Raw genomic sequence first — 23,707 nt, 5'->3', positions numbered from 1 at the left:
TTCGTTCAACTCACTTAAGTGAACAAATCAAAAAGCAGGACCTTGCCTGCTTAGACTGTTGGTAAAGTAGAAAACTCCAAAAATAAGCACTTCATACGAAAAAAATTGCTATAAATTCAAATTGAAGAAATCTGGTAAAAATTGCATTGCTTGAGCGTTAGCGAGTTTGCGATTTTTAGATTTCGAGATTATGAATTTACCAATTTCTGTAGTTCTATGAGCGTTTTGGAATTTGTCTGCACTCTCAGTAGGACCTTGCCTGCTTTTTGATTACTTTACTTAATATAAGTTATTTGATTAGTGGTGATATCCCAAAATATTTCTGTATATTTGCCCTCATATATATTTAGAATCTTATCCATGGATAGGCTCATGCCATCCATCTTCTTAAAGTCTTCATAGTCTATCCAAGATAAGTTTCCCTCGCGGTTTTTAAGGACTAGCTCTCCCTCATAGTCACTTGTCTCATAAAGAAGGCCAGTATCCTTATATTCTTTACCTAGCCAAGTAATAAAGCCTACGAATTTTAGATTTTTAATATCAAGGCCTGTTTCTTCTTTGGCTTCTCTTATGGCTGCAGCCATTAAGGATTCATTTTCCTCTACCTTGCCTCCTGGAAAAGTTAGACCCTCCCAACCTTCTTTTTTTACCTTGTCTAGGACTACTACTTCGTTAGTTTTGGGATTTGTTATTTTTATCATATTCATTAGTCTAGTTTTCATAATTCCCCTTTAAAAAAAGAGTAAATATTGGCTATTTACTCTTTTCCTTCTTAAATACGTGTAACTTTTACACTTATTGTTTTATCATTTAATTCTATTGGGCTAGCTTCTACCTTTTCTTGAGATAATTTATCTGCTAGTGTCTCTGCCTTTATTTCATCAGCAAATTTTTCGATAGCCTTATTTAAATCTTCATCAGCTTGATAAGCTATTTCTATGTGGTCTGTTACTTCAAAGCCATTTTCTTTTCTTAGATTTTGGATTTTAGAGATAAATTCTCTAGCATATCCTTCTGCTTCCAGGTCTTCTGTTATATCTGTATCTAGGATTACAAATACATTACCATCCATTTCTACATCATAACCTTCTTTAGCAGAGATTCTGATATCTAAATAGTCTTTAGTTACTTCATACTTTTCACCATCTAGGTCAATTTCTATTGGTCCATTTTCAACACTTGCTACAAAGTCTTTGGCATCTACGTTTGCTAGATATTTACCAAAGTCATTTACTTTTGCTTGGAAGATACGTCCTACAACTTTAAAGTCTGGTTTTAAGAAGTAGTTCATAAATTCTGATAGGTCTTCTGCAAATTCTATATCTTTTACGTTTAACTCTTCTTTGATTAGCCCATCTAGGTCTGAGATTTGGTCTTTGTAGCTACCATCTACTATTATTTTTGCTAGTGGTTGGCGAACTTTGATGGATTCTTTCTCACGAGAAGCACGTCCTAGGTTAACTATTTTTCTTACTAGGTCCATATCTGCTTCTAAATTTTTATCAATCATTGCTTCATTTACTTCTGGTAGTAATTCTGTGTGAACAGTTTTTGCACCAGTTAGGTTTCTATAAACTTCTTCTGCTATAAATGGTGTGATTGGTGCTATTAGTTTTGCAATTATAGTTAAAGCATCATAGGTAGTTTTGTAAACTGCTTTTTTAGAATCTGTTAGATCACTATTCCAAAATCTTTTTCTGTTACGACGGATGTACCAGTTTGATAAATCTTCTACTACAAAGTCAGAAATCATATGAACTACTTTGTTAAATTCAAATATTTCCATTTCTGCATAGTAATTTTTGATTAGGGTATTTAATCTTGAATATAACCACTTATCGATTTTTTCAAGTTTTACTTCGCCTATATTTTGTAGGTCTTCTACGCTTAATCCATCTGTATTTGCATATAAGGTAAAGAAGTTATATACATTTTCGTAGGTTCTAAAGAAGTTGTTTCTTACTTCTACAAGGCCAGCCTCATCAAATTTTGTTTGCATCCAAGCTGGTGATACATATAGGGAATAAAATCTAACTGCATCTGCTCCATATTTATCAAATAATGCAAATGGGTCTAGGGTATTACCACGAGATTTACTCATTTTTTGTCCATTTTTATCTACTACTAGGTCATTTACCAGTACATTTTTGTATGGTGCTTTTCCTGTAGTAATTGTAGAAATAGCCATTAATGAATAGAACCATCCGCGAGTTTGGTCGATTCCCTCACAGATAAAGTCTGCTGGATAATAATTTTCAAATAATTCTTTATTTTCAAATGGATAGTGAAGTTGGGCAAAAGGCATAGCTCCTGAGTCAAACCAAACATCTATTACATCTGGTACCCTGTGCATAATACCACCACATTTTTCACATTTTATAGATACATTATCTACATATGGTCTGTGTAGCTCGATATTTTCATCTATATCTTCAATTGCAAGGTCTGCAAGTTCTTTTCTAGATCCTACTGAGTGAGTGTGGTCGCAATCATCACATCTCCAAATATTAAGTGGAGTTCCCCAGTAACGGCTTCTAGAAATTGCCCAGTCTTTTACATTTGCTATCCAGTTGCCAAAGCGTTTTTCACCTATTGTTTCAGGGAACCAATTCACACTATTGTTATTTTCTACCATTTGGTCTGAAAACTTGCTCATTTCTATATACCAAGATGGAGTTGCGTAATAAACTAATGGAGTTTTACATCTCCAGCAATGTGGATAGTTGTGCTCTATTGTTTGTTTTTTAAATACTTTGCCTTCATTTGCTAGGTGGTGCCAGATGTCTTCGTTTGTATCAAAGATAAATTGGCCTTCCCATGGAGTTTCTGTAAAGTTACCTTTTAAATCAACTGGTTGAATGAAGGCAAGGTCATATTTACGTCCGATTTGGTAGTCGTCCTCACCAAAGGCTGGTGCAGAGTGCACGATACCTGTACCATCTTCTGCAGAAACATAATCAGCTAAGGTGATTATAAAGGCATGGTCTGGATCAACATCAACATATGGCAATAATTGCTCATATTTCATGTATTCCATATCAGCACCCTTTAGATTTTCCACTACTTCATAATCGTGGTCTTCCATAAGTTTTTCGCAAAGAGATTTTGCCATGTAGTAGTAGGCATCATCTGTTTTATCATAAACTTTTACATAGTCTAGGTCTGGGTTTACAGATAAAGCTACGTTTGATGGTAGGGTCCATGGTGTAGTTGTCCATGCTAGGAAATATTCATTTTCAGTATCCTTTTTCTTAAATTTAACTGTTAGGGTAATGGTTTTATCCATTTGATAACCTTGGGCTACCTCGTGACTTGCAAGACCTGTTCCACATCTTGGACAATATGGCATTACTTTTGCACCCTCATAGATGTAGCCATTTTTAAAGGCATTATCAAGTAGCCACCATTCTGTTTCTATATAGTCATTATCCATTGTTACATATGGGTGGTCCATATCATATAAAAAGCCCATGCGGTCTGACATATCTCGCCACATATCAGAATAAGTCCACACTGATTCCTTACACAATTTATTAAATTTTTCTATACCAAATTCTTCGATATCATTTTTATCATGGAAGTCTAATTGTTTTTCAACTTCGATTTCTACTGGCAAGCCATGGGTATCCCAACCAGCCTTTTTAAGGACCTTATAGCCTTTCATATTTTTATAACGGCTGGTCATATCTTTTAATGTCCTTGCTATAACGTGGTGGATGCCTGGTTTACCATTTGCTGTTGGTGGCCCATCATAGATTATATATTCTTTAGCATCTTCACGGGTCTTAAAAGTCTCATCTAAAATGTCAATATCTTTCCAATATTTTTCTACCTCAGCCTCACGGTTTTTGGTATCACTAGTATTTAAAGATTTAAACTCACTCATATTCTTCTCCTTAACAAAAAAGGACCGTCCATATAGACGGTCCACTTATTTCCTAAATTTACTCTTAACGATTGGTTTTCGTAATAAGCTACTGCCCATTCACTTACTAAACTAAAAGATGATATTCACTTTTACTTTCACTAGCACATCCCACCAACCGTGCCTCTCTAAAGCTTCCATAAAAGCTACTGGTCTTTATAACATTTGTATAATATTTCTATTTTTATAATACTTATTAAATTTTTTAAGTCAAGCTAGATATGCTTATTTACTTTAAACTTCTCTATGGTAAAGATATCATGGCTATCTACATTAGCTATCTTAATAGCATCCTCAAACATTTGATAGTCTGATTCATAGTCATTTCTAAAAACTAGAGCAGAATTACTATTGTATTTTAAATATAAGCCATGGTACATACCAAATTCTTCCATGTATTGAATTTGCTTAATTTTTGTCACTTCGTAAACAGAAATAAATAAGTCATCTATATCTATATCTGTAAGGTCAATGGCATTATTAAAAACTGCTACATTTACCGCCTCATGGATAACATCAAGGCCTATATCAGATCTAGTAGGATATATAGACCCACTTCTTTCTGTCTTACCATCCTTATTTACTATTACAATAACCCCATTGTTATTATTTTTTAAACTATCATCGTATTCTTTTAGGTATTTGCCAGTTTCCAAATAATATTTTATGGACTCTTTGGCAAGTTTTACTAAATCACTCATTTACTTATCCAATAATTCTTCTATTTCTTTGCTTAGTTTTTCAGGTTTTTTTTGAGATGAGTAGCGCTCTACTACATTACCTTCCCTATCTACTAAAAATTTGGTAAAGTTCCACTTGATTTTATCACCTAAAAGTCCACCTTGAGCTTTTTTAAGGTAGGTATAAAGTGGGTCTTCGTTTTTTCCATTTACGTCTATTTTTGCAAATCTATCAAAGGTAGTTCCAAATTTTGCTGTACAAAAGTTTTCTATCTCAGTATCCGTCCCTGGAGCCTGGCCTCCAAATTGGTTACTAGGAAAATCTAGGATTTCAAATCCTTGGTCCTTATATTTTTTATAAAGCTCTTCTAGAGCATCATATTGAGGGGTAAAGCCACATTCTGTTGCTGTATTTACTATTAAAAGTACTTTTCCCTTATATTTATCAAGGCCTACATCATTGCCTTGGTTATCTTTTACTGTAAAATCATAAATTGTAGTCATAAAAAACTCCTTTTAATCCATATATATTATACGTTATTTTTATAACATTTAAAGATTGCTTGTAACTTTCAAAATAATTAGTAAAACAAAAAGCAGGAGGACTTAGCTCCTGCTTTTTGCCTGTTAACTATAAGGAAGGGTATTATGAAAATTCATTTTACCAAACTGGGAATTCTGATCCCTTGGAAGTTTCTTCTACTACCTTTTTAGTTTGGTCTGTGTGGTAGTAATTGTCTATAAGATCTTTTAATGTAGCACTATCTTTCTTATCTTGAGTTGTAGCTACAATATTTACATAGATTTGTTTGTCTGGATCTTCTGGGTCTTCTAGATAGATTGCATCTTGTGAAGGAACTAGTCCCGCATCTACTGCTATACCAGAGTTTACACAAGCTATATCAACATCATCAAGACTTCTTGCTGTTTGATTTGCCGCAAGTTCTATAATTTCAAAGTTTCGTGGGTTTGCTGTTATATCATCAAGAGTTATGGCCTCTCCTTCTTTACCGTTTACTTCTATAAGTCCTGCTGTTTGTAAAAGGAAAAGTGATCTTGCTCCATTTGTAGGGTCATCTGGGATAGCAATCCTTGCACCATCTTCTAAATCTTCGATATTTTCTATTTTTGATGAATAAATTCCTAATGGCGCTATTAAGGTGTCTCCTACAGCAACGATATCTGATCCTGAACTTTCATTAAAGTCTTCTAAAAATTTTTTATGTTGGAAGGCATTGGCATCTATATCGCCTGCTAGTAGAGCTTCGTTTGGTTCTCTATATTCTGAGAATTTTACTAGCTCAATTTTCTTTCCTGTTCCTTCTTCGTATCTTTGGATGATATCTTCCCATACTTCGTTTTTCTCACCTACTACACCGATTTTTATTACATCTTTATCTGCTAATGGGTCTTCAGAGTTTTCTGTATCTTCAGTTTCTTCTGCTTTTTCTACAACTTCTGTTTGCGCTTTTTCTTCTGCTGGTGCTTCGTTATTTGCAGTTTCGTTATTATTTGCTCCACATGCACTAAGTCCTAAAATTAATGCTAGACCTAGGCTAAATTTTTTGCTAATACTTTTCATTTTCTTTATCTCCTTTTATGATTACCAAGCTGGTATCCATGCTCCGTTAGTGTATTTATCGTAGTCAGCTTTAGTTTCGTCTGTTTGGTAGTACTCTACAAGTTCTTTGTAGTCTTCGTTATCTTTATCTTCTTTTCTAGTTGCTATAACATTTACATAGATTTTTGTATCTGTACCGTGTGGGTCTTCTAGGCTTATTGCATCTTGAGCTGGGCTTAAACCTGCGTCTAGGGCATAGTTATCATTTACAGCTGCTATTGCTACATCATCTAGAGCTCTTGCGGTTTGAGCAGCATCCATTTCTATAAATTCTAAGTTCTTTGGATTATCTGTTATATCATCTACAGTAATTAGGTCCCCTGGCTCACCATTTACTTTTATAAGTCCTTCTTCTTGGAGTAAGAATAAAGCTCTTGGCCCATTTGTTGGGTCATTTGGTATAGCTACTTTTGCGCCATCTTCTAGCTCATCAAGACTTTTTATTTGATTAGAGAAAAATCCGATTGGTGCAAGCATTGTATCACCAATAGCTACTAATTTTTCTTCTCCTTGTTCTTTATTGTATTCTCCTAAAAATAGGTAGTGTTGGAAACTATTTACATCTATATCTCCACTTGCTAGTGCTTCATTTGGTTGGGTATAGTCAGAAAATCTTACTAGCTCTGCTTTTTTGCCAGTTCCTTCTTCATATCTTTTGATAACTTCTTCCCAAACTTCGTTTTTCTCACCTACTACACCAATTTTGATTGGTTCGTTATCTGCTTTTTCTTCTACTTTTGTTTCTGGTGCTGTGTTTGCAGCATCGTTGTTTGCTGCTTGCTCATTATTTGATGAGCATCCTGTAAGTCCTAGGATTAAACCTAAAGCTAATGTCGATTTCTTAATTAAGTTCATGTTTTTTCTCCTTTTATTTTTATTTATTTTTTATTACCACATGCAAATTACTGATCCCTTGTATTCTTCTTGATAAACTTCTTTAGTTTCATCTGTTAAGAAGTAATTGTTTACAAGGTCTAAGATATCTTTATCTTCTTTATTTTCTTCTTTTACTGCTATTACATTTATAAAGTTTTTAGATCTTTCATGTTCTGGATCTTCTAAGTAGATAGCATCTTCTGTTGGGATAAATCCTGCCTCCATAGCCATGTCGGAGTTAATCAATGCTGCATCTACATCTTCTAGAGATCTTGATACTTGATCAGCCGGTAGTTCTATAAATTCAATATTTTTTGGATTTTCTGCAATATCATCTAAGGTGATGAAATCTCCTGCATCTTCTCTTACCTTTATAATGCCAGCTGCATCTAAGATATATAAAGCCCTAGAGTTATTTGAAACTTCTACTGGTATTGCAATTGTTCCTCCATCTGGGATATCTTTGTAGTCTTCTAGCTTGCTAGAATAAATTCCCATTGGCGCTATAACTGTATCTGCAATGTAGTAGAAACCTGCATTTTGATTTTTGTTATAATCTTCAATAAATATTCTTGTTGCAAATGATGATAAATCAATGTCCCCATCTTTTAGGGCATCATTTGGTTGGTTGTAGTCTGAAAATCTTACTAGCTCAACTGTATTTCCTGAGTCAGCCTCATACTTCTCAATGGCTTGCTCCCACGGTTCGTTACGTTCTCCAACTACTCCAAGTTTTAAAGTCCTAGCTTCTGCTTTCTCTTCTACTTTAGTATTGCTTGCAGTATCTGCTTCATTTGCTGGAGCATCATTTGTGTTTGAACCTCCACAGGCTGTTAGCCCCAGCAAAAGACCTAGGCTTAAGGCAATTTTTTTAAATTGTGACATATTTTCTCCTTATATTTTATTTTAATGTTTGGTTTTTCGTATTAGGTAGTTTGCTATCGCTTGGATGATAAATACTACAAGCAAGATTAAAGCTACTGATACTAGTACAACATCATCTTTATATCTGTTGTAACCAACTGATATGGCAAGATCACCTATACCTCCTCCCCCTATTAGTCCTGCCATGGCTGTTAGTCCTAAAAGTGAAATAAGTGTAATAGATCCAGCTCTAATTAAATTTGGTAGGCCTTCTCTAAGATAAACTGAGGTAATAATTTCAAAAGGTGATTTACCCATAGCCTCTGCTGCTTCTATAACCCCTGGGTCTACTTCTGCAAGGGCTTGTTCAACTTGCCTTGCAAAAAATGGTACACAGGAAACTACTAGAGGAACGATGGCTGCCTTTGGTCCTATCCTAGTATCTACAATAAACCTTGTAAATGGTGCTACTAGAGCTAATAAAATAACAAAAGGAATGGACCTAAATATATTTGTAAGTTTATCAAGGATACTATAAATTACCTTGTTTTCTAGTATTCTGCCTCGGTCTGTCACAACCATTATTATGCCTAGGATTAAACCAAATAGTCCTGCAAATATGGCTGAGAAAAACAACATGTAAAGAGTTGTTTTAAAGTCTTCAAGTATCCTATCTCTTATAGACCAGGAGTAATCAAAAAATCCCATCTTTACCTCCTAAAACTTCTGCATCAACATCTCTTTCTGCTAGGTAATCTCCTATTTTTCCTAAGTTTTCCTTATCCCCTGATAAGGTAACTATAAGGTTTCCTACTGGTACACCAGTTATGAATTCTATATTTCCAGCAAGAACATTGGTTTTTACACCAAATCTTTCATATAAGTCATTTATAAGAGGTTCTGTTGTAGTTTCGCCTATATAATTGAGTTGGACTAGTAATTCATTTTCCTTTAAGATTCCTATATTTTGCTTAACTTCCTCAATAGTTTCAGCAACATTTGTAGAAGTTTCCACAAATTCTCTTGTAAGAGGATTTTTAGGATGAGCAAATATTTTTAGGGTTGATCCATTTTCTACAACCTTACCATTTTGCATTACCGCACACTTGTTGCAAAGGTCTTTTACAACTTCCATTTGGTGAGTTATGATTACTATTGTAAGTCCCAATTTTTGGTTAAGCTCTTTTAAAAGTTTTAGAATTTGCTTGGTGGTTTTTGGGTCTAGGGAACTGGTTGCCTCATCACAAAGTAAAATATCTGGCTCAGATGCTAACGCTCTTGCTATTGCACATCTTTGCTGCTGACCACCCGATAGTTCTCTTGGATAATTATCAGCCTTATCCCCTATACCAACAACTTCTAAAAGATCACGGGCCTTTTTTTCTTTTTCTTCTTTGGGTATATTAAGTTTTTTTATAGGGTAGATTACATTATCTAAAACTGTAATATTATTTAAAAGGTTAAAGTGTTGGAAGATCATCCCTATATTTTTTCTTTTTTCTCTAAGTTCTTTATTTGATAGGTCTAGGAGGTTTTCTCCATTAATTAGAACTTCTCCAGCTGAAGGTCGTTGTAAAAGATTTATAGTTCTTACTAATGTAGATTTTCCAGCCCCAGAAAATCCTACGATGCCGTAGATATCATTTTTTTCAACTCTTAAGTTTACATTATCCACAGCTTTAAATCCGTCAAAGTCAACTGTTATATTTTTTAAATCAATCATTGGCCTCTCCTAAAAAATCAGTGGCAAATTTTACTTGTAAGCCTACTGCGTATTTGATGCCCTCTGGGTTTAGGTCAAATTCTGGTGTGTGGGCACTAGCTGTAATCCCATTTTCTTCATCTCTTACACCAAATTTCGTATAAACTGATGGGCAAAGTCTAGAATATCCAAAAAATGACTCTGAGCCAAAGGTTGGTTTGCCGTCTCTGTAGGCACCTGGATAAATATCATTTAAGGATTTTATAACTTCCTCTGCAAGGTCTGGGTCATTTATAGTTGGATAAGCAACTATTCTTGTATAATCAGAAAATTCTACTTCACACTTATGGGCCTTTGCAGTTGCTTCTGTAACTTCTTTTAAAACTTCTAGAGCATCTTTTCCTGCCTTATCATCAAAAAATCTTAAGGTTCCCTTTACATTACACTTATCTGGGATGACATTTGAAGCAGCACCGCCATTTATAGAACCTAGTCCAAAGGTAACAGTTTCATTTACATCTAGTTGGTTAACCCATGCTGTTGTAAGGGCTGTTACAATATTTGCTGTTGCGGTTAGTGGATTGATACATAAGTCTGGACGAGACCCGTGGCCACCCTTACCAATTACATCAAATTCTACACCAGCACAACCTGCATGGGATGGTCCTTTAATGACTCTAATTTCTCCAACTTCTAAAAATGAAGCTTGGTGGTTGCCATAGCAGGCATCTAAACCCTTATCTCTTAGATGATCTACCATTGCCTCTATGCCACCGCCTGTTTCTTCACCTTCTTCAAAGATAAAGTAAATCTTGCCGTTTATTTCATCTTTTAGATCAGTTAAGATTTTTGCTGTAGTTAAAAGTGTTGCCATATGGGAATCATGACCACAAGCGTGGCTTACACCATCATTTTTTGAAATAACAGATTTTTTAAATTTTTTATTATATTCGCTCTCATGGATTGGGAGGGCATCTATATCTGTTCTAATCCCTAAAGTTTTGCCAGGTCTACCTGTATCAAGTAGAGCTGTAAAACCAGTTGTATTTGCTGCATCTTCTACTAGCAAGCCTAGTTTTTCACATTCATTTTTTAAATATTTTGCAGTTTCGTATTCTTTATCACTTACTTCTGGATTTTCGTGTAAGTAAGTCCTCCAGGATACAGTCTGATCAAAATATTCATCTATTTTTGATTTTATAAGTTCATTACTACTCATAACTCTTCCTTTCATAAAATAGGCAATAAAAAAACGCCCCTAAATTCTATTCTTAGAATTTAAGGACGATATAATTCGCGTTACCACCTTAATTTATGCATACTCACGCATACATACACTCATTAAGTACTTTCATACTCTACTCCTGTAACGGGAAGCCCCGTGTGAATCTAACTATCGACTCACCCCAAGAAAAGGCCATCTTCATCTAAACTTTTATCCACCCATCTCACCAAAACTGGGTTCTCTGTAGAATGTCCATATAGACTACTCTTCTTCTCATATGGTTTTGTAAAACTATTTGCTAAATAAATATTACCACGCCTTAAATTAATTGTCAAACACTTTTTTTAAATTTATAGAAAAAAATGTATTTTATTCACTAATAAAAAAGTTGGAGGCATATGAGCCTCCAACGGGTGGTAAAATAAATTCACTTATAATATACACCCCACCAGCTGATTTGCAAGTTTAGTTGCCACTTTCTCTAAAAAGATTGTAGGGAAACTTATACCACCTTGGTTTTGGCATATATTTTTCTACTGGTTGGGATAATTTGCCGGTGAAATATTTTTCTAATTCATATAATCTTTGCTTTCTTTGATCAAAATATGGATTAGTGCCATGTTTTTTTGCTGTCTTATCAGCTCTCTTTTCTATACCTAAGTATTCAGTTTTTATAATTCCATCTAAATATTGGATTAGTAAATCATACTCAGTGTAATCATTATATTTTAAAAAATCAGCTATATAATCTTTTTTCTCATCATTTATATTCCACTCTCCCACATAGCTATCTACATCTTTTATCTGAAAACTGTGGGTTAGAGCTATGCGAGCTGGAAAAAAATATGAATCAGCCCTTAAAATCTTATAACCCTCATAAAAATGCTTAGCATTTTTCGCTCCCGTAGATTTTCCTATATCATGAAGGGCGCCACAAGCAAAGGCAATATCTGGATCTAGATCTAATTCTTTGGCCATATTCTGAGCGGTCTTGCCTATGGTCCATAGGTGGAGGACCCACTTGCCGGGATTAGTTTTGTATCCTTCATTTAAATATGAAACTATCTTATCTTTATTAGGTATATTTCCAAAATTTTCTTTATACATTTTTTATAATCTTTCCATAGGTATAAACTTTTTTATAATCTTCTGACCTTAGCCTATAATCTAGCTGTCCATCTTCTTCTATATATTCTCCAATAATAGATTCTTTATTTCTAATCTCATGCTTATAGACTATATTAAAAAATTTGATATCACGGATATCTAGCTGGCAGAGGTCAATTATGTAATCAAAGTAGACAGCATTGTTTACATGAAAATTACTATCAATGTCTGTATATCTTACCATAATCTCTTTAGTATTAGCAAAGTCTTTACCATAGCTTAGTTTTGGTCTTTCATAGATAAGTTTATCTTTTGTATAAGAATGTATTAGCTCTTTAGGCATCTTTACAGGACGCATCCTCTCTACATCTACAAGTAAAAATACTCCATAGGCCTTAACAATTATTTTTTCATCTCGTTTTACTATAACATTTCTATAGGCATAAAATTTATTCAAAGCAACCACATGGGTTGTTACCTCTATTTCATCATTTTCTTTAATAGTTTCTATAAGTTCCACATCCCAGGAGTAAACTATCCACCTAAATTTATCCATATCTATATCTTTCTCTAAAGCATAGGAATGGTTTAGTGAGACATCCCCCATTATACTTACAAGATTCCTCATAGATAAGTTCTCATGTCTATCACACATTAAATATGGTATTTTAACTCTTTTGCTATACGCCATAATATCCTTCTTTCATCAAATACTATATTTTAAAGCTATTTTTTTGCAAAATAAAATCACACCAAAACTGGTGTGATTGTTTTTTACTTATATATTAAAAATAAAATAAATAAGCATCCGTTCGCAAAAATTGAGTAGAATTCAAATTAAAGAAATTCGACCAAAAATTGCACTGTTTGAGCGCAAGCGAGTTTGCAATTTTAGAATTTCAAAATTATGAATTCTTCAATTTTGAAGTCGGTACAGCGACTTATTTTATTTTAATTATTACCCTTTAAATCCCAGGAATAATTATTTGAGCAATTGTAAAGTAAACTATTAATGAAAGCGAGTCTACTATGGTTGAAATAAGTGGACTTGCCATAATAGCTGGGTCAAATCCTAGCTTTTGTGCTGCCATTGGTAAAAGTGATCCAACAGCCTTAGCTAGCACAACTATAAATACAATAGTAAGACCTACTATTAAAGCTACATTCATTGCTACCTTATCAAAGAAATAACATTTTAAAAAGGCTACTAAGCCTAAAGCTAGCCCACAAATAAATCCAACTGTTATCTCTTTTATAACAACCTTTACCCAATCGCGTGGTTCCACATCATGGGTTGCCATGGCACGAATAACCAGAGTTGATGCCTGGCTACCAGCGTTCCCACCACTATCCGTAAGCATTGGCACAAACATATTTAAAGCAATAACTGCTTGGACTACATGCTGGTAATTTTTTAAAATGGTTGATGTAAAGGTTGCTGAAATCATCAAAAACATCAGCCAAGGAATTCTATTTTTAGCAAGGGATAAGGGTGTTCTTTTTGAATAGTCTTCCTCATCTGGTGTGGTTGCTGCAATTCTTTGGAAGTCTTCTGTAGCCTCTTGCTCGATTATCCACATGATATCATCAACGGTGATTAGACCAACTAAACGGTCGGTCTTATCTACAACTGGTAGGGCTGTAAATCCATATTTTTGAAAGGTACGTGCTACATCTTCTTGATCATCTATTGTGTGAACATAGATTACATCTTGAAACATCAAATCATCTATTAGGGTATCTGGCTTATTTGTTACAATAGACCTAAGAGAAACATAGCCTAAAATCTCTTTTGTAGGGCTTGTAACATAGCAAGTGTACAAAGTAACCATGTCATGGCCTACCTTTTTAATATGGGCTAGGGCATCTTTTACAGTCATATAAGGTTTTAGCTCTACAAACTCAGTTGTCATTAACCTCCCAGCAGAATCTTCTGGGAAGTTTAGATATTCATTTACTAAGGCACGAGTTTCTTTATCAGATGATTTTAAAATCCTTTGGACCATAGCCGCTGGCATCTCTTCTAGGGTGTCAATCATATCATCGAAGTTTAAATCTTCTAAAAGTTCCTTAAACTCGCGCTCTTGTAAACCAGCTTGGAGTTTTTCTTTTTCTTCTGGCTCAAGTTCGGCAAAAACTTCTACTGCGTCATCTTTTTTAAGCAGTCTAAACACAACCAGCGCTTCTTCTGCTGATAATTCCTCTATAAATTCTACTATATCAACAGGGTTAGTACGTCTAAGCAGTTGCGAAAGTTCATTTGGTCTTTTTTTATCCAAAAGATAATGCAGTTCTGTTAACCTGTTTTCACTAGATTTGTAAGTGTACATTATTTTTGCCTCCCTTCTTAAATTCCAAGCCCAGGTAAGATTGCTTGAGCGATATTAAAGTAAACAATAAGTCCAAGTGAGTCTACAATTGTTGTAATAAGCGGACTTGCCATGATAGCTGGGTCTGCTCCTAGTTTTTCTGCAACAATTGGTAAAAGTGCACCGATTGCCTTAGCAAGAACAACTATAGCAAGTATTGTAAGGGCTACCACTAAGGCTACGTTCATAGCTACCTTATCAAAGAAATAGCATTTTAAAAATGCAACAGCACCCAGGGCCACCCCACAGATAAGACCTACTGTAATTTCTTTTATAACAACTTTTGCCCAATCTCTTGGCTCTATATCATGGGTTGCCATGGCGCGGATAACAAGAGTTGAAGCTTGGCTACCAGCATTACCACCAGAACCTGTTAGCATTGGGATAAACATATTTAGGGCAATTACTGTTTGGATGACATCTTCATAACGTCTTAAAATAGTAGATGTAAAGGCACCTGAGATCATCAAAAACATTAGCCAAGGAATCCTATTTTTTGCAAGCTGCCAAGGAGTCATTCTTGAATAATCTTCTTCTTCTGGAGTAGTACCGGCTATACGTTGGAAGTCTTCTGTATCCTCTTGTTCGATTATCCACATGATATCATCTACTGTAATTATCCCAACTAGACGGTTGGTATTATCTACAACTGGTAGGGCAGTAAACCCATATTTTTGGAAGGTATGGGCTACATCTTCTTGGTCATCTGTTGTGTAGACATAGATAACATCTTCATACATCAGTTCAGAAATTTTGGTATCTGGCTCACGGGTTACTATCATCCTTAAAGAAACATAACCTAAAAGTTTGTGGGTGCCATCTGTAACATAGCAGGTATAAACTGTTACCTTATCCTTGCCAACCTCTTCTAGCATGGCTAGGGTTTCAGCAACTGTCATATCTGCTGTTACTTCCACAAACTCTGTGGTCATCAAAGTACCAGCAGAGTCTTCTGGAAATTGTAGGTATTCGTTTACTAAATCACGGGTTTCGCTATCAGATGTTTTTAAAATCTCTTGGACCATAGTTGCTGGCATCTCTTCTAGGGTATCGATCATATCATCGAAATTTAAATCTTCCAACAAGTCCTTAAACTCATCTTCATTTAGCCCCTCTTGAAGTTTTTCCTTATCAGACTGGTCAAGTTCAGCAAATACTTCTACTGCATCTTCCTTTTTTAATAATCTAAATAAAACTAGGGCCTCTTCAGCTGATAAATCTTCGATACATTCTACAATATCAACTGGGTTAGTCCTATTAAGGAGGTCAGGTAGTTCATCAAGGTTTTTGTTTGCTAGTAGGTATTTAATTTCTTCTATCCTAGCTTCGCTTGATTTATATTGTTCCATAAATCACCTTCCTATTCTAGCTCTTTTAGTAGTTCATTAAGGGCAGTTACAAATTGCTTATCGTTCTTAAAGTCCATTTTACTTAGGTCTAGGTCTTCGTCACTAGAAACTTCTATATCAGGAGTAACCCCAACCTTATTTATTTGTGTACCGTTTGGTGTGAAGTATTCGCTAATAGTGATTTTTGCACCAGCACCATTTTCTAGATTAAATATTTTTTGAACAACACCCTTACCAAAGGATTGAGTTCCAATAATTTTAGCACGGCCGCGATCTTTCATAGCTCCAGCTAAGATTTCACTAGCAGATGCTGAGTTTTCGTTTTGTAAGATTACCATAGGGATATCGCTAGCAGAAGCATCAGATTTTTCTACTACTTCCTTGCCATTTTTATCCTTGGTAGTTACTATCACACCTTCATCTAGGAAATTATCAGCTATATTTATAACTACATCTAAGGCTCCACCTGGGTTGTTTCTTACATCTAAAACTAGGCCATCGATATCTTGGGCCACTAGCTTGCTGTAGCTATCAGAAAAGTCTTGCCAGGTAATATCATCAAAGGCTTTGATGTGAATGTAGCCGATTTTTTTATCGCGTATTTCTAGGATATCATCATCAATAGTATCCACATTTACATCAGCACGGCTTACTTTTATATCAAATTCTTTACTATCAGTCTTACCTTCTTCAGTTCTTAAAATAGTAAGGGTTACCTCAGTACCAGGCTCTCCTTTAATTTCAGCTACTGCTTCTTCTAGTTGGCTAGCGCCATAGCCTTTACCATTTACTTTTGTAATGTAATCACCAGGTTCTATGCCAGCTTCTTTGGCTGGAGAATTATCAAAAACAGATACTGCCTTGATGTATCCTTCCTTACTAGCTTGCACGGATAAGCCAATACCTGAGTAGCGGCCATTTAGAGATTCCATAAGTTTCTTAAACTCATCTGGTGTGTAATAAGAAGTATATGGATCGCCTAGGTTTGCAAACATCCCCTTTAATGAACCTTCATAGATTTGATTTTCATCATAATCAAAAAGAAAGTTTTGGTCTAAAAGACCCTTTAGTCCTTTCATCTCAGCTATATGCTCAGCATCACGGGTAGATGTTTGACTTGTAAAGCTAGCATTTTGGCCAAGAGTAAAACCTGTAAATCCTACCCCTGCTACTAAAATAAGAGCAAGTAGGAATTTGCCAAATTTCTTCATAAATCCTCCTTGGTTTTTATAATAATCATGACTTAAAAAAAGACAATAATAACTAAATTATACTATTTATTGCCCATAACTGAAAGCTTTTTGCCATTTACTTTCTACCCTTCCTTAGACCATATCCTAAATTTAAATAAGCAAATTTTTCTTATATCTTCTTCTATTTAGCTGATTAAACTTTTTTGTTAATTTATCTTATGATAACCATGTCGACAAAATTAAAAAATAAGCGCGCGCTTTGAAAGGATTTATTATGAAAATAAGTTTAGAAAATTCAAAGCAAATAATAGATGCTTATATGCCACTAATTATAGCCAATGCCAGAAGGTTTTCTGCCCTAGACTATGAGGAAGTAGTAGATGAATCAAGGATGCTCCTTATAGATGCGATTTTAGAATATGATGAGCTTAAGGGAACCTTTGGCAACTACCTAAAACAAAAACTTTACTATCACTTTTTAGATGAGTGTAAAAAAGAACAAATAGCTTCTTTAGATGATTTTGATAAAGATGGCAAGCCTTTGATAGATTCGATAGAAGATAATTATAACTTAGAAAAAGATTTAGAAGAAAGGGAAAAATACAAAGACCTCTATAAAGCTATAGAAAATTTGCCAGATGATTTAAGAAATATAATTGTGGGCAAGTATTTTTTGGCTATGACTAATGATGAGCTATCCAAAAAAACAGGTCTTTCCTATAAAACTATTGCCAATAAAGCTAGCATAGCCCTTAAAATTTTAAGAAAAAACTTATAAGTTAATACAAAAAAATAACCCCAAAATCCACATGGGACTTTGGGGTTATTAAAACTTATGCTATTTCTAATTCTCTTTTTGTAATAGTTTCTAGCTCAGCCTTATCTTTTAAGGTTACAGGACCATATTTTGTAATAAGCACATTTGCTGCAAGCATCCTATCCATAGCAGCCTTTAACTCAGCTGGTGAGTAGTCAGTTTTTGGATAATCTACAGAAACTGATTTTTGGTTTTGAGATGCGTCTTTAAAATATAATTTTAATTTTCTATTAGCCATTTATATCCTCCTTATAATTGTTCCAATCTTACAAGATAAACTTCGATATCGCTAGCCTCAGATAGTGAAGTATAGGCAAGTGCAAAATCTTTTAGTTGATCTTCTGTTGCTAGTTCATTGATTTTAGAAAAAGTTTTTGTAACTTTTTTATCAGATCCATCAGCAGATGGTGCTTTAAATTTGATTTGTAATTTCATATATCCTCCATATTTTTGAAAATTTTTCTTTTGTAGTGGCCCTACACTTATATATAGAAAAATATGGAGTTTTTTCCCGAAGAAATTTAAATTTCTTTAATATCTCCTAGTTTTTGTCTGATTTTCATAGTTTATAAGGTCAGATATTAAATATAAAGACCCACACCATACTATCAAATCTCCCTTTTTATATAGGCTTTTAGAGTACTCATAGGCCTTGATGTTATCTCTAAAGACTATAAAATCTTTTCTTTTTTGACCTACAATTTCTTTAAGTTCCTCTAGGCTAAAGGCCCTAGGATTATCCATACTTGTAACTACAAGCTCATCTGCCAATTCATTAAGGCTATCGATTATATATGCATAGTCTTTATCCTTTAATACTGAAAAACCTATAATAAGTCTATTATAAGTGAAAGTTTTTAAGGCTTCTTTTAGGGCATCTATGGATTCTTTATTGTGGCTGCCGTCTACGATGACCCTAGGCTCCTTGCTAATTTCAGTTAGTCTGCCTATATTATCTGCCTTTGCTAAAGCTTCTTTAATACTAGCTTCGTCTAGATCAAATTCATCTTTAAAGTACTCTAAAACCATTAAGGCCAAGGAGGCATTATATATTTGATGAACTCCAAGCAATTTTATATCAACATCCTTATAGGTCCTGAAGGTAAATATATTAGCCTTTTCATCTGACTGTTTTATTTCTATTTCATCCTTATTAAAGGTATAAACTTTACTGTTAGTTTTTCTAGCTTTATTTACTAACACATCCATTGCTTCTTTTGTCTGAGGATAAATAAAAACCGGAACACCTTCTTTTATTATTCCAGCTTTTTGATAGGCTATTTCTTCTATACTATTGCCTAATATATTTGTATGATCTATAGATATAGTAGTGATTACAGAAGCTAGAGGTTTTTTAACAATATTGGTACTATCAAGTAGACCACCAAGCCCAGTTTCAATAATGGCTATATCTACATTTTGCTCGTAAAAATATATATACATAATAGCGGTCAGGACCTCAAAATAAGTTAAGTAAAGGCCTTCATTATCTAAACTTTCTACCGGACTTTTAATTCTACTAACCAAATCAGCAAAATCCTTATCACTTATCTCTTTTCCATCAATTACAATAGCCTCATTTATCCTACTTATATAAGGAGATGTAAATACTCCCACCCTATTTCGAGTAGAAAAAGCTTGGGCTAATATTTTACTAGTAGACCCCTTACCATTTGTACCAGCCACATGAATGAGCTTAATATTATCTTGGGGATTATCAAATATACCTAATAATTTTCTAATCTTTTCTAAAGTATGGACTCCTTTAGAAGATGGCCTGCCTATAATAAAATCTACTGCAGACTTATAATCAAATTTTTCCATAAAATCACCTTTTTAAAATATTTAATAAAAATTAAACTGTCTAACTATTCTAGTATAAACTTTATTATCTTTAATACAAAGAAATTTGGTGATTAATATTTTTTAATAAACTTACAAGTTTTAAATAAGAATCTATAAAATGAATTAAACCTAAAAGATACTAACTTAGATTTACATATTTTTCTAAAGCAAGCTTTTTATTCCGAAAAATAAGTTTAGAATGCACAAAAGCTTATTAAAATCAATATCAATTTGTATAAAAGAAAATAGCAAAATGCTAGCGCTAGTATGGTGAAGTACGAGGAATTGGTTTCAGTAATATATAATTGCTTGGGATTTTAAATCCATAGTAATAGAAATCTAAAGATATGTTAAAATCGTAAAATTCATAACAAGTTCTGGAACAAGAAAAAAGAAGTAGTTCTAGTTAGATGCGTGAGCACTAAGAGAAGATAAAGCGCGAAAAACAAACTCTTATTCCGAATATTCGGTGCAGAGCAAGTAAAAGCTTCGACATAAGTTTTTTCGTATTCTCCCTAGATGCATTATATCCATAGAATTTGAAATCTTTGAGATAAGCATAGCGAATCCAAAGAGCTGTTAAGAGCCGAAAGGCTCATAACCACTTCCTTAAACAAAGCAATAATTTTAAGCAAAAGAAAAGCACCACATTTGTGGTGCTAGTCTGGTGGGCCTTAAGAGGATCGAACCCTGTGACCAAGTCCCCCGTGGGGTTTTCAATGCACTGCATTGAAAATTTTTGTGGTGAACACAGTGAACCCAAAAAACTGTTATGAGTCGAAAGGCTCATAACCGGTTCCTTAAACAAAGAAATAATTTTAAATAAAAGAAAAGCACCACGAATGTGGTGCTAGTCTGGTGGGCCTTAAGAGACCCAACCCTGTGACCAAGTCCCCCGTGGGGTTTTCAATGCAGTGCATTGAAAATTTTTGTGGTGAATGCAGTGAACCCAAAAAACTGTTATGAGTCGAAAAGCTCATAACCGGTTCCTTAGACAAAGAAATAAATTTAAATAAAAAAAAAGCACCACATTTGTGGTGCTAGTCTGGTGGGCCTCCAGGGGCTCGAATCCTGTGACCTAGCCCCTTTTAGGGTTTCAAATCCTTAGGATTTGAAATCTTTGAGATGAGCGTAGCGAATCCAAAGAGCAGTTAAGAGCCGAAAGGCTCATAACCGGTTCCTAAAACGAAGTAATAATTTTAAGCAAAAGAAAAGCACCACATTTGTGGTGCTAGTCTGGTGGGCCTCCAGGGGCTCGAACCCTGGACCTACCGGTTATGAGCCGGGCGCTCTAACCAACTGAGCTAGAGGCCCACGAATTATGTATAAAAACATAACTTTAGTAAATAATCGTCGGCTTGCTGACAAAGCTGTTAAGTAGCTTTGAAACGCCGCGACGTCTGACCTTCATTCCATTTGTTCCACAAATGGTGATAGGTCATTATGGTGGACCTGAGTAGACTCGAACTACCGACCTCACGCTTATCAGGCGTGCGCTCTAACCACCTGAGCTACAGGTCCATAATAAATTAATTATAGTATAAGATTTTTTTGGCAGGGGAGACAGGACTTGAACCCGCGACATCCGGTTTTGGAGACCGACGTTCTACCAACTGAACTACTCCCCTATATTTTTGAAAAAAATAAGACCCTATAGAGGGTCCTCGGTCCGATAGGACCTGCGGTTATTTCGTGTTTGAACACGAGTCCTCCTTAAGCCGGACAGGCTTTGAATCGTCTGCGACGACCATTTCATGGAGAGTGCTCCATCAGCCGCACAGGCTAATTATGGTGCCCAGAGGCGGAATCGAACCACCGACACGAGGATTTTCAGTCCTCTGCTCTACCGACTGAGCTATCTGGGCATATATATTATTTGGCGGAGAAGGAGGGATTTGAACCCTCGCATCCCTTTTGAAAGGATCTACTCCCTTAGCAGGGGAGCCTCTTCAGCCACTTGAGTACTTCTCCATTGGCGGAGAGGAAGGGATTCGAACCCTTGTGAGCCGAAAGACTCTAACGGTTTTCAAGACCGCCCCGTTATGACCGCTTCGGTACCTCTCCATATGTACTTATTATAAAATAAGATTATAACTATTATATTGTAAGTAATCAAATGGCTAAAATTTTTAAAGCCAATTTAATGACTTTTGCCTATTAATTTGTATTAGATTAGCCTATCTCAAACGAAATAGGCTTTTCTAATTTGGTGACCCATCGGAGATTCGAACTCCGGACACCCTGATTAAAAGTCAGGTGCTCTACCGGCTGAGCTAATGGATCATATTGGCTGGGATAGCAGGACTCGAACCTACGCATACCAGAGTCAAAGTCTGGTGCCTTACCGACTTGGCTATATCCCAATGATAGTTTTCGTGCAACAACAAGATATATTGTACCACACTTTTATAAAATAACCAAATTTTTTGTAAGGTTTTTTTACCAAATCTATGATAAAAATTTGTTAGTGGCGCGCCCTCCAGGATTCGAACCTGGGACACACGGATTAGAAGTCCGTTGCTCTATCCAGCTGAGCTAAGGGCGCATGGAGCGGGTGAAGGGAATCGAACCCTCGCAACCAGCTTGGAAGGCTGGGGCTCTACCACTGAGCTACACCCGCATTATGCGGATAATAATGGTAAAACAATTTTATCTTTTGTAATCGATAAAAATTAATTGGTGGGGATGAGCGGATTCGAACCACTGAAAGCAAAGCTAACGGATTTACAGTCCGTCCCATTTGGCCAACTCTGGAACATCCCCATATATTTCATTATTTTGATTGTAAATTTAATCAATCAATTGGAGCTGATGATAGGACTTGAACCTACAACCTATTGATTACAAATCAATTGCTCTGCCAATTGAGCTACATCAGCACATTGGATCACTATTGCAATCCAAATGGCGACTCGGATGGGATTCGAACCCACGACCTCCGCCGTGACAGGGCGGCATTCTAACCAACTGAACTACCGAGCCATATTATATTAGATCAAACTATATAAATTAGTTGATGGTGGAAGTAACAGGGCTCGAACCTGTGACCCCCTGCTTGTAAGGCAGATGCTCTCCCAACTGAGCTATACTTCCATATCGCAGTGTACTCAAGCTAACTAGTTTTAGTCCTCGAGCTACGCTCTGCGGTAATTTCGTGCCTTTAAGGCACGAGTCCTCTATAAGCCGGACAGGCTTATTGGTGACCCTACCGGGATTCGAACCCGGGATACCACCGTGAAAGGGTGGTGTCTTAACCGCTTGACCATAGGGCCTTATTAAACGACTTAATAAGTATATCATATTTAGATTCTTATTGCAAGTTTTTTTAGTAATTTTATTAATATGTAATTAATGGTTGCGGGAGCAGGATTTGAACCTACGACCTTCGGGTTATGAGCCCGACGAGCTACCAAACTGCTCCATCCCGCGTCATTTAAATACTTATGTTTAGCAACCATATAAGTTGGTGCCGAGGACCGGAATCGAACCGGTACGGTGTTTAACCACCGCAGGATTTTAAGTCCTGTGCGTCTGCCAGTTCCGCCACCCCGGCATAAATAATGCTTTTTAACCTATATTAAACTACCTAGCATATAGTTTAAGCTCGATTAACACACTCTACTTAAAATAGATTTACATCGAGTTATGTAGGATTTTTATGGCGCTCAGGGTGGGATTCGAACCCACGACCTGCCGGTTAACAGCCGGATGCTCTACCACTGAGCTACCTAAGCATATATCTATACTTAATCTAATTTAATATTTTTCATTTAACACTCTACTAGCCAATTTGGCTAGTATGTATTAGATGTTTAGCGACTTCCTACTCTACCGGGAGGTCACCCTCCGAGTACCATCGGCGTTAGTAAGCTTAACTTCTGTGTTCGGTATGGGAACAGGTGTATCCTTACTGCTATCGTCACTATATTATTTTTTGAACCTTTATTAAATAGCCGTTCAGTTAAACTTACCATCATAAGGATATTTATCCATACGATTGGTTCGTAAGTGTCTGCCAAGCTTAAGACCTCCAGTCTTAACCATTGGGACACTCTGAACGAGGACCTACCATCAATTTGTTTCACAAATTGGGTTAGGTCTCTCAAACAATATTTCCAGTCAAGATTAAAAGTA

Annotated in this window: 19 protein-coding genes, 18 tRNA genes, 1 rRNA gene and 1 other annotated feature; of the genes, 1 reads left to right on the top strand and 37 read right to left on the bottom strand. The window is 35.5% G+C overall.

Features of this window, described 5'->3' with window-relative positions:
* Positions 1 to 275: 275 nt before the first annotated feature.
* From AB9Q04_RS06110 to AB9Q04_RS06040, 15 genes are all read right to left on the bottom strand, one after another.
* Entirely contained in the window at positions 276 to 722 is a 447-nt protein-coding gene (locus AB9Q04_RS06110) for an 8-oxo-dGTP diphosphatase (protein WP_410024456.1), read from the bottom strand.
* A 50-nt stretch (positions 723 to 772) separates the two neighbouring features.
* Positions 773 to 3,886 carry an isoleucine--tRNA ligase gene (gene ileS / locus AB9Q04_RS06105; RefSeq protein WP_410024455.1) on the bottom strand — a complete coding sequence of 1,038 codons (3,114 nt, stop codon included), beginning with the start codon at positions 3,884 to 3,886 and terminating at the stop codon, positions 773 to 775.
* Positions 3,887 to 4,140: 254 nt separating this feature from the next.
* The gene (locus tag AB9Q04_RS06100; RefSeq protein ID WP_410024454.1) at positions 4,141 to 4,626 is read right to left on the bottom strand and encodes a hypothetical protein; all 486 of its coding nucleotides are present in this window, start codon (positions 4,624 to 4,626) and stop codon (positions 4,141 to 4,143) included.
* Positions 4,627 to 5,109, bottom strand: coding sequence for a glutathione peroxidase (locus AB9Q04_RS06095; RefSeq protein ID WP_410024453.1), 483 nt, complete (start codon positions 5,107 to 5,109; stop codon positions 4,627 to 4,629). It lies immediately after the preceding gene.
* A gap of 157 nt (positions 5,110 to 5,266) precedes the next feature.
* Positions 5,267 to 6,187, bottom strand: coding sequence for a MetQ/NlpA family ABC transporter substrate-binding protein (locus AB9Q04_RS06090; protein WP_410024450.1), 921 nt, complete (start codon positions 6,185 to 6,187; stop codon positions 5,267 to 5,269).
* 21 nt (positions 6,188 to 6,208) lie between these two features.
* Positions 6,209 to 7,081 (bottom strand): MetQ/NlpA family ABC transporter substrate-binding protein, encoded by an 873-nt coding sequence (locus AB9Q04_RS06085; protein ID WP_410024449.1) that lies wholly within the window; start codon positions 7,079 to 7,081, stop codon positions 6,209 to 6,211.
* 33 nt (positions 7,082 to 7,114) lie between these two features.
* Positions 7,115 to 7,987 carry a MetQ/NlpA family ABC transporter substrate-binding protein gene (locus tag AB9Q04_RS06080; RefSeq protein WP_410024448.1) on the bottom strand — a complete coding sequence of 291 codons (873 nt, stop codon included), beginning with the start codon at positions 7,985 to 7,987 and terminating at the stop codon, positions 7,115 to 7,117.
* 21 nt (positions 7,988 to 8,008) lie between these two features.
* Positions 8,009 to 8,674, bottom strand: coding sequence for a methionine ABC transporter permease (locus AB9Q04_RS06075; RefSeq protein WP_410024447.1), 666 nt, complete (start codon positions 8,672 to 8,674; stop codon positions 8,009 to 8,011).
* Entirely contained in the window at positions 8,661 to 9,689 is a 1,029-nt protein-coding gene (locus tag AB9Q04_RS06070) for a methionine ABC transporter ATP-binding protein (RefSeq protein ID WP_410024446.1), read from the bottom strand. Before AB9Q04_RS06070 ends, AB9Q04_RS06075 begins: the two co-directional genes overlap by 14 nt.
* Positions 9,682 to 10,887 (bottom strand): M20 metallopeptidase family protein, encoded by a 1,206-nt coding sequence (locus AB9Q04_RS06065; RefSeq protein ID WP_410024445.1) that lies wholly within the window; start codon positions 10,885 to 10,887, stop codon positions 9,682 to 9,684. The genes AB9Q04_RS06070 and AB9Q04_RS06065 overlap by 8 nt, the downstream gene beginning before the upstream one ends.
* 58 nt (positions 10,888 to 10,945) lie before the next feature.
* Positions 10,946 to 11,179: a binding site (T-box leader), on the bottom strand.
* 179 nt (positions 11,180 to 11,358) lie between these two features.
* The gene (locus AB9Q04_RS06060; RefSeq protein ID WP_410024444.1) at positions 11,359 to 12,000 is read right to left on the bottom strand and encodes an HD domain-containing protein; all 642 of its coding nucleotides are present in this window, start codon (positions 11,998 to 12,000) and stop codon (positions 11,359 to 11,361) included.
* Positions 11,993 to 12,691, bottom strand: coding sequence for an acyl-[acyl-carrier-protein] thioesterase (locus AB9Q04_RS06055; RefSeq protein WP_410024443.1), 699 nt, complete (start codon positions 12,689 to 12,691; stop codon positions 11,993 to 11,995). The genes AB9Q04_RS06060 and AB9Q04_RS06055 overlap by 8 nt, the downstream gene beginning before the upstream one ends.
* Before the next feature lie 274 nt (positions 12,692 to 12,965).
* Positions 12,966 to 14,330, bottom strand: a complete 1,365-nt coding sequence (gene mgtE, locus AB9Q04_RS06050) for a magnesium transporter (protein WP_410024442.1) — start codon at positions 14,328 to 14,330, stop codon at positions 12,966 to 12,968.
* A 17-nt stretch (positions 14,331 to 14,347) separates the two neighbouring features.
* Positions 14,348 to 15,718, bottom strand: coding sequence for a magnesium transporter (mgtE, locus tag AB9Q04_RS06045; RefSeq protein ID WP_410024441.1), 1,371 nt, complete (start codon positions 15,716 to 15,718; stop codon positions 14,348 to 14,350).
* A gap of 11 nt (positions 15,719 to 15,729) precedes the next feature.
* The gene (locus AB9Q04_RS06040) at positions 15,730 to 16,929 is read right to left on the bottom strand and encodes a S41 family peptidase (RefSeq protein ID WP_410024440.1); all 1,200 of its coding nucleotides are present in this window, start codon (positions 16,927 to 16,929) and stop codon (positions 15,730 to 15,732) included.
* Positions 16,930 to 17,185: 256 nt separating this feature from the next.
* Between AB9Q04_RS06040 and AB9Q04_RS06035 the strand changes: the two genes are divergently transcribed.
* Positions 17,186 to 17,689 carry an RNA polymerase sigma factor gene (locus AB9Q04_RS06035; protein WP_410024439.1) on the top strand — a complete coding sequence of 168 codons (504 nt, stop codon included), beginning with the start codon at positions 17,186 to 17,188 and terminating at the stop codon, positions 17,687 to 17,689.
* Between the two features lie 55 nt (positions 17,690 to 17,744).
* On the opposite strand, the gene AB9Q04_RS06030 is transcribed toward AB9Q04_RS06035, so the two are convergent.
* The 22 genes from AB9Q04_RS06030 to rrf form a co-directional block, all read right to left on the bottom strand.
* Positions 17,745 to 17,966, bottom strand: a complete 222-nt coding sequence (locus AB9Q04_RS06030; protein WP_410024438.1) for a DUF2922 domain-containing protein — start codon at positions 17,964 to 17,966, stop codon at positions 17,745 to 17,747.
* Positions 17,967 to 17,977: 11 nt separating this feature from the next.
* Positions 17,978 to 18,163 carry a DUF1659 domain-containing protein gene (locus AB9Q04_RS06025; protein WP_410024437.1) on the bottom strand — a complete coding sequence of 62 codons (186 nt, stop codon included), beginning with the start codon at positions 18,161 to 18,163 and terminating at the stop codon, positions 17,978 to 17,980.
* A gap of 96 nt (positions 18,164 to 18,259) precedes the next feature.
* A complete protein-coding gene (locus tag AB9Q04_RS06020; RefSeq protein WP_410024436.1) occupies positions 18,260 to 19,552 on the bottom strand; it encodes a bifunctional folylpolyglutamate synthase/dihydrofolate synthase in 1,293 nt (430 codons plus the stop codon).
* A gap of 1,258 nt (positions 19,553 to 20,810) precedes the next feature.
* Positions 20,811 to 20,887 (bottom strand) — tRNA-Ile (locus AB9Q04_RS06015).
* Between the two features lie 130 nt (positions 20,888 to 21,017).
* Positions 21,018 to 21,094 (bottom strand) — tRNA-Ile (locus AB9Q04_RS06010).
* Between the two features lie 31 nt (positions 21,095 to 21,125).
* Positions 21,126 to 21,201 (bottom strand) — tRNA-Trp (locus AB9Q04_RS06005).
* Between the two features lie 161 nt (positions 21,202 to 21,362).
* A tRNA-Phe gene (locus AB9Q04_RS06000) sits at positions 21,363 to 21,438 on the bottom strand.
* Positions 21,439 to 21,450: 12 nt separating this feature from the next.
* Positions 21,451 to 21,544, bottom strand: a tRNA-Ser gene (locus tag AB9Q04_RS05995).
* A 2-nt stretch (positions 21,545 to 21,546) separates the two neighbouring features.
* Positions 21,547 to 21,637 (bottom strand) — tRNA-Ser (locus AB9Q04_RS05990).
* 143 nt (positions 21,638 to 21,780) lie between these two features.
* Positions 21,781 to 21,856, bottom strand: a tRNA-Lys gene (locus tag AB9Q04_RS05985).
* Between the two features lie 4 nt (positions 21,857 to 21,860).
* Positions 21,861 to 21,936: transfer RNA gene (locus AB9Q04_RS05980), tRNA-Gln, on the bottom strand.
* A gap of 105 nt (positions 21,937 to 22,041) precedes the next feature.
* Positions 22,042 to 22,118: transfer RNA gene (locus AB9Q04_RS05975), tRNA-Arg, on the bottom strand.
* 1 nt (position 22,119) lies between these two features.
* Positions 22,120 to 22,193: transfer RNA gene (locus AB9Q04_RS05970), tRNA-Gly, on the bottom strand.
* Positions 22,194 to 22,250: 57 nt separating this feature from the next.
* Positions 22,251 to 22,336 (bottom strand) — tRNA-Tyr (locus tag AB9Q04_RS05965).
* A gap of 40 nt (positions 22,337 to 22,376) precedes the next feature.
* Positions 22,377 to 22,452 (bottom strand) — tRNA-Thr (locus tag AB9Q04_RS05960).
* Positions 22,453 to 22,478: 26 nt separating this feature from the next.
* Positions 22,479 to 22,555 (bottom strand) — tRNA-Asp (locus AB9Q04_RS05955).
* Positions 22,556 to 22,590: 35 nt separating this feature from the next.
* Positions 22,591 to 22,666: transfer RNA gene (locus AB9Q04_RS05950), tRNA-Val, on the bottom strand.
* Between the two features lie 104 nt (positions 22,667 to 22,770).
* A tRNA-Glu gene (locus tag AB9Q04_RS05945) sits at positions 22,771 to 22,845 on the bottom strand.
* 80 nt (positions 22,846 to 22,925) lie between these two features.
* Positions 22,926 to 23,002 (bottom strand) — tRNA-Met (locus tag AB9Q04_RS05940).
* Positions 23,003 to 23,037: 35 nt separating this feature from the next.
* Positions 23,038 to 23,126 (bottom strand) — tRNA-Leu (locus tag AB9Q04_RS05935).
* A gap of 106 nt (positions 23,127 to 23,232) precedes the next feature.
* A tRNA-Asn gene (locus AB9Q04_RS05930) sits at positions 23,233 to 23,307 on the bottom strand.
* A gap of 76 nt (positions 23,308 to 23,383) precedes the next feature.
* Positions 23,384 to 23,500, bottom strand: a 5S ribosomal RNA gene (rrf, locus tag AB9Q04_RS05925).
* Positions 23,501 to 23,707: the final 207 nt, after the last annotated feature.

This window comes from Anaerococcus groningensis, from assembly GCF_046365465.1.
In the GTDB taxonomy this organism is placed as follows: domain Bacteria; phylum Bacillota; class Clostridia; order Tissierellales; family Peptoniphilaceae; genus Anaerococcus; species Anaerococcus groningensis.
The sequence above is the reverse complement of the archived record's forward strand: the minus strand, read 5'-3'. Positions and strand labels throughout refer to the sequence as shown.

What these genes read in the sequence shown, in the direction of transcription:
- AB9Q04_RS06110 (WP_410024456.1), bottom strand. Translation starts at nt 722, where the DNA reads ATGAAAACTAGACTAATGAATATGATAAAAATAACAAATCCCAAAACT.
- ileS (WP_410024455.1), bottom strand. Translation starts at nt 3,886, where the DNA reads ATGAGTGAGTTTAAATCTTTAAATACTAGTGATACCAAAAACCGTGAG.
- AB9Q04_RS06100 (WP_410024454.1), bottom strand. Translation starts at nt 4,626, where the DNA reads ATGAGTGATTTAGTAAAACTTGCCAAAGAGTCCATAAAATATTATTTG.
- AB9Q04_RS06095 (WP_410024453.1), bottom strand. Translation starts at nt 5,109, where the DNA reads ATGACTACAATTTATGATTTTACAGTAAAAGATAACCAAGGCAATGAT.
- AB9Q04_RS06090 (WP_410024450.1), bottom strand. Translation starts at nt 6,187, where the DNA reads ATGAAAAGTATTAGCAAAAAATTTAGCCTAGGTCTAGCATTAATTTTA.
- AB9Q04_RS06085 (WP_410024449.1), bottom strand. Translation starts at nt 7,081, where the DNA reads ATGAACTTAATTAAGAAATCGACATTAGCTTTAGGTTTAATCCTAGGA.
- AB9Q04_RS06080 (WP_410024448.1), bottom strand. Translation starts at nt 7,987, where the DNA reads ATGTCACAATTTAAAAAAATTGCCTTAAGCCTAGGTCTTTTGCTGGGG.
- AB9Q04_RS06075 (WP_410024447.1), bottom strand. Translation starts at nt 8,674, where the DNA reads ATGGGATTTTTTGATTACTCCTGGTCTATAAGAGATAGGATACTTGAA.
- AB9Q04_RS06070 (WP_410024446.1), bottom strand. Translation starts at nt 9,689, where the DNA reads ATGATTGATTTAAAAAATATAACAGTTGACTTTGACGGATTTAAAGCT.
- AB9Q04_RS06065 (WP_410024445.1), bottom strand. Translation starts at nt 10,887, where the DNA reads ATGAGTAGTAATGAACTTATAAAATCAAAAATAGATGAATATTTTGAT.
- AB9Q04_RS06060 (WP_410024444.1), bottom strand. Translation starts at nt 12,000, where the DNA reads ATGTATAAAGAAAATTTTGGAAATATACCTAATAAAGATAAGATAGTT.
- AB9Q04_RS06055 (WP_410024443.1), bottom strand. Translation starts at nt 12,691, where the DNA reads ATGGCGTATAGCAAAAGAGTTAAAATACCATATTTAATGTGTGATAGA.
- mgtE (WP_410024442.1), bottom strand. Translation starts at nt 14,330, where the DNA reads ATGTACACTTACAAATCTAGTGAAAACAGGTTAACAGAACTGCATTAT.
- mgtE (WP_410024441.1), bottom strand. Translation starts at nt 15,718, where the DNA reads ATGGAACAATATAAATCAAGCGAAGCTAGGATAGAAGAAATTAAATAC.
- AB9Q04_RS06040 (WP_410024440.1), bottom strand. Translation starts at nt 16,929, where the DNA reads ATGAAGAAATTTGGCAAATTCCTACTTGCTCTTATTTTAGTAGCAGGG.
- AB9Q04_RS06035 (WP_410024439.1), top strand. Translation starts at nt 17,186, where the DNA reads ATGAAAATAAGTTTAGAAAATTCAAAGCAAATAATAGATGCTTATATG.
- AB9Q04_RS06030 (WP_410024438.1), bottom strand. Translation starts at nt 17,966, where the DNA reads ATGGCTAATAGAAAATTAAAATTATATTTTAAAGACGCATCTCAAAAC.
- AB9Q04_RS06025 (WP_410024437.1), bottom strand. Translation starts at nt 18,163, where the DNA reads ATGAAATTACAAATCAAATTTAAAGCACCATCTGCTGATGGATCTGAT.
- AB9Q04_RS06020 (WP_410024436.1), bottom strand. Translation starts at nt 19,552, where the DNA reads ATGGAAAAATTTGATTATAAGTCTGCAGTAGATTTTATTATAGGCAGG.